At 55.0% G+C, this 4,390-nt stretch carries 4 protein-coding genes and 1 pseudogene; all 5 read right to left on the reverse strand.

Annotation, left to right across the window (positions count from 1 at the left end):
* A pseudogene (locus APA10_RS11045) lies at positions 1–1,644 on the reverse strand (phage tail protein); the annotation flags it as partial.
* A gap of 9 nt (positions 1,645–1,653) precedes the next feature.
* Entirely contained in the window at positions 1,654–2,370 is a 717-nt protein-coding gene (locus APA10_RS11050) for a hypothetical protein (RefSeq protein WP_003628625.1), read from the reverse strand.
* Positions 2,367–2,642 carry a phage tail assembly chaperone gene (locus tag APA10_RS11055; protein WP_250697687.1) on the reverse strand — a complete coding sequence of 92 codons (276 nt, stop codon included), beginning with the start codon at positions 2,640–2,642 and terminating at the stop codon, positions 2,367–2,369. Before APA10_RS11055 ends, APA10_RS11050 begins: the two co-directional genes overlap by 4 nt.
* An 80-nt stretch (positions 2,643–2,722) precedes the next feature.
* Positions 2,723–3,136 (reverse strand): hypothetical protein, encoded by a 414-nt coding sequence (locus APA10_RS11060; protein ID WP_003628628.1) that lies wholly within the window; start codon positions 3,134–3,136, stop codon positions 2,723–2,725.
* Positions 3,137–3,239: 103 nt separating this feature from the next.
* Positions 3,240–4,390 (reverse strand): phage tail tube protein (locus APA10_RS15180; protein WP_035367641.1); only part of this gene is annotated, 1,151 nt, incomplete at its 5' end.

Genomic DNA, 4,390 nt, shown 5'->3' on the forward strand with positions numbered 1-4,390 from the left:
CGCCTGAATTTCGGCCGTGGGATCCACCATGGCAGTTTGCACCGCCTTCAGCCCATCTTCCAAAGAGCCAAATACGGCACCGGCATCCTGTGCCACCTTGGCCAGCGCCTCAATATCGGACGTGCCGCCCGTGAAATTGTAGGTGCTGCCAATGGTTGTGGCAGCCTGCCGTGCGGTGGTTTTATCCCACCCCGGCATCTTCTCCAGGCTATCGGCCGCAGAAGTGATGCTGTCAGCCATGTTGTTGGCATCAGAACGGGTGGCCCGCAGCTGCTGGCTCAGTTTGGCCAGCTTGCTTTCTTCCTCTTCCGCATAGGCGCCCATCTTATAGAACGCCATGCCCGCAGCACCTGCGGCAACAGCAATGCCGGCTGGGCCTGTCAGGACATTTTTAAGCATGGATAGGCCTGCACCGTATCCCCCGTTACCACCTGCGATTGCAAGAGCGTTAGGCGCTTCATAAAACAGAGCCTGCAATGGATTGCCGCCTGCCAGCACCATATCAAGGAACTTATGGGCATCATCCATAATTTCCGTGATCTGGTAGGCTTCCAGCTTGCCGGATTTGGTGGATTTCTGCTGCGCATCGTCCAGATCGGATTGCGCTTTGGCCGCTTCCAGCAGGGCGTCCCTTTGCGCCTGAAGCGCCTCAACCTTGTCTTTGGCGTCCTGCACAACGCTCTGCTTGACCTGCGGATCCAGCTTGTCGTCAGGAACGGCGGCAGCTTGCGCCACAACATCGTCATACCGATCCTGTGCAGACATAAGCTGCAACATGACCTTGGCCAACTGGCTGGCTGCACGCCCTGTCCGTAAAAAGCTGGTTGCGCTCTTATCCAGGCCAACCTGCAAGCCTGCGTTTATTTCTTGCGACACATTGCCAATATCGGACAACTCACCCGCAACAAGGCCTGCATCGCTCTTGATGTCGTTCAGGCTTTCCCTGAGCTTGTCCTGCTCCTGTAGGGTTTCAGACAGATCCGGCGCCTGAATATCCACTGTGCCAGAAACATCAGCATGCACATCTGGAGCCGTCATACCGTCCAGAGCAGCCTGTCCAGCCTCAGCCGCACGCTTTGCCGATGTAGTCAGCTGGTCATAACCCTGTGCAGTTTTACCAAGAGCCTGCGCCCGGCTGTTTTCAGCTTCGCAGATACCATTCAGCAGGGCATTTTCTTCACCAAGCTGACCATTCCATGCCTTCTGGCCTGTGGCCGCAGCCTGTAGATTGGTCTGAACCGTTTGCAGTTTCTCTCCAACACGACCAATCCAATTTTCTACCTGATTGAGATTTGTCTTAATCTCAGAGGTATCCAACCCTTCATCTGTTGCTTTCTGGAGATCTGCCCGCAGGCTATCACGCTGCGCACTCAGATCTGTCAGTGTCTTGGTCAGGGTTTTTAGGCGAGAAACAGCCTGCGTGCCCAGCTTCTCAAAAGATCCGGCTGCGGCATCAGCACCTTCTGCCAGTGTATCTGTGGCAGTTTTTGATGCCTTTCCCACGCCAGACATGACATCAGAAAGTGCTACGCCCTTTTCGGCAACCGCATCCAGACGATCGCCAGCACTTTTTGTCGCACTTTCGGTCTGATCAACAGCCGTGATATCGACCTGTAGCGATTCAACCAGATTTGTGTCTGCCATGGGAAACCATCACTTTTCTGTCAGGATCAGCGTGGGGTAAAGCATTTGCTCACCTGCCTGCCGATCAGCCCGCCGGCTCACGTAAGCCGCGTGCTTTTGCGTCCACTGTTTCTCTTTTTTGTCCCACGAAATACCTGAAGCGATCCCTGCGCTGCGTAGAATGTAGGGAACAGGCTCACCACGAGCATCACGTCCATCCTGCAGGGGCTTGAAGGCACGCTGGGCACGAATGCGCTTGAAGCGGCTCATCAGCGGCCTACGCACGGCTTCCACAATCCCCGGTGGAACGCTGATGCGCTGGCCACCCACTTCAATCTTGCGGGCATAGGGCATGGTGTTCACAATCCATACTTCCGAACCCATGGGGATCTTGCCTGGCGCATCCACCCAGGCCTTTCCATCCACCAGAACGGCCCAGCTTTTGCGGAATGCGCCACTATGGGCTGGAGACCGCTTACGCAATTCTGCCAACGCCCAGACAGTGGCGCTGCCAATGGTGTTGAAAACGTAGGTGACATTCCCGCCATTGAGCTTGGCAGCTTCTTCTGGAAGGCCGAGCTTGCCATCCACGCGCCGGACATATTGTGCCGATGCCGCACCCGACTGAATGAGATCATCGCGCTCTTTGCGGATCCTGTCCCCTACAATCTTGTGCGCAGTCGCACTGGTCATGTTCTGGTTGATGGCAACCCGCATGGTTTTTTGCAGACGTGCAGCCCAGCTCATTTTTTCATCCGCCTCTTCATGCGTTGCGACCAGTCTTCAATGAACACCCTGTCCATGGCGATAATGCACCGATCCAACAGCGCCATTTCGGCCTGGGTGTAGCTATGATGCTGCGCCCAGGCCTGCACGACTTCCCACGGGATCATGCCGGGGCTGCTTTCGATAACTGTACCGCCAAGAGGCACACCAAAACCTTGTGTCAGACGCTGGCGTGATGCGGAAAGCCGATGCCATGCCCGCCAGATCCACATGAACTCAGGCTGTGGATCCACGCGGGCATCTTCTCCATCCAGTTCATTCCAGATGGTTTCGTCATAACTTCCCCACTCAAGGTGCCACGTCAGCGCCCTGGTCAGTTTCCCTCAGCTTCCTCTGCATGCTCATAAGCCTGCGTGGTCACAAGGGCTGCGGCTTCCCAGCAGGCGGCCATCAGTTCGCGGTAATCTGGATTGCCGAGCAGTTCCTTAAACTCCTCAACCGTGACAGGGTTTTTCTTTTCCCGATCATGATGTAGCCCTTTAACATCCAGCACGAGGAAGTCCCGCAGCAGGCCTGCGTTGATATTGCGGCGCGTGGCGTTGGGAATGGCAGAAACATCACCACGGAAGCGTTCTGCCGCTTTGCGTAGACGCTGTGCCTGAGCATCCACAAACTTGTCGGTATAACCACGGCTTTTGATTTCAAGGCCGGGGTATTTGTCGATTTTAACCCACTTTCCATCGGCAATGGCGGCGCTATCGGTTTTCAGGTCTGCAAGAGAAAGCATGGATCTACCTCAATAAAAAAGGCCGCTCACTGGCGGCCTATGTGGGTGATGTCGATTTTTCCCACCCAAAAGCAGGCAGGGAATAAGAGTGTTATGGCGTCAGTCAGTTACTGATGCGCGCAATGGAAAATGTGCCACCACCAGGAACTGGGTTTGCCGTGATGGAAACAGTTGCAACCACAGTCTGGTTTTTTCCGGAGATAGGCGTTTTGGGATTGCGAATAATGCCGTTAAGCACTGCAAACTGGTAGCCCACGCCATCACTGCCCTGAACGCCTACCGTGACCAGACCGGTTTTCCCGGCAGCCCAGTCTGTAAACTGCTGGTAATCACGGAACAGGTAGGTGATTTCCATTGTGGCCTTGAAGCTGCCAAAACGCACACCGCAGGCTCCAACATGGCCCATACCGGTGTCCTGACCGGAGCCATCCCGTGAGAGTGTGATAGTGGCAGACTGGATGCAGCCAGACGGCGCATTGCCGAAGATGGAGCAGCCAAGAAATCCCTCCACTGTATCAATCAGTGGGGTGGTGGTGCGTGGCGTAACTGAAGCGGCATTATCCGTATCTGATACCGCCATGTCAGACCCGACCAGATCAATACTGATAGTCGCAGGTTGCTGCTTTTGCAGGGTGATCTGCACCTGATTGATCATCGTCCCGGAATACAGATCCCATTTGCCAGAAAGGGCTTTCCGGAAGGTAAAGGTTTTCCCAATCTTGCCATTTGTGATGCCGTTGAACGTCATCGTGGCACCCGATTTTGCAACAGTATCTTTCGATGTGTTGGGAATGGAGCCCATCGGCACCAGTATGGCGTTGCCTTTCACTCTGTACGGAATGCAGAGGTTGTTTGCATTAATATTGGTATCGTTCAGCACCAGCAGGCCAGCTGGCGGGATACCAAGGGCGGCAACTGTATTGTTCGTCAGGACGATATCCCAGCATCCTGCATTGCCGCCGATATTGTCGTCAGGCTGGTACATAAATGTGCTGGTTCCAGACGCATCTCCAGTCGAAACCAGATTAACATTGACCCAGTCATTCCCCAGGACACCGGCCAGCATGTCTTCAAACGTGCCAACAGACAGGATGCCGGAGATGCTGCCCTGTGTGGTCCGCCCTGTCAGGACGGACTGCGCCATTTCAGGGATATCGTTGATTTCGTCAGGCTGGCTCTCGGTCTCATTGACCGCAAGTGAGCAATCCGTATAGCGGAGCGCCTGATAGGCTCCGGTTGGAGGCTGGTTGTAAG

The sequence above is a fragment of the Acetobacter pasteurianus subsp. pasteurianus LMG 1262 = NBRC 106471 genome (assembly GCF_000285275.1).
In the GTDB taxonomy this organism is placed as follows: Bacteria; Pseudomonadota; Alphaproteobacteria; order Acetobacterales; family Acetobacteraceae; genus Acetobacter; species Acetobacter pasteurianus.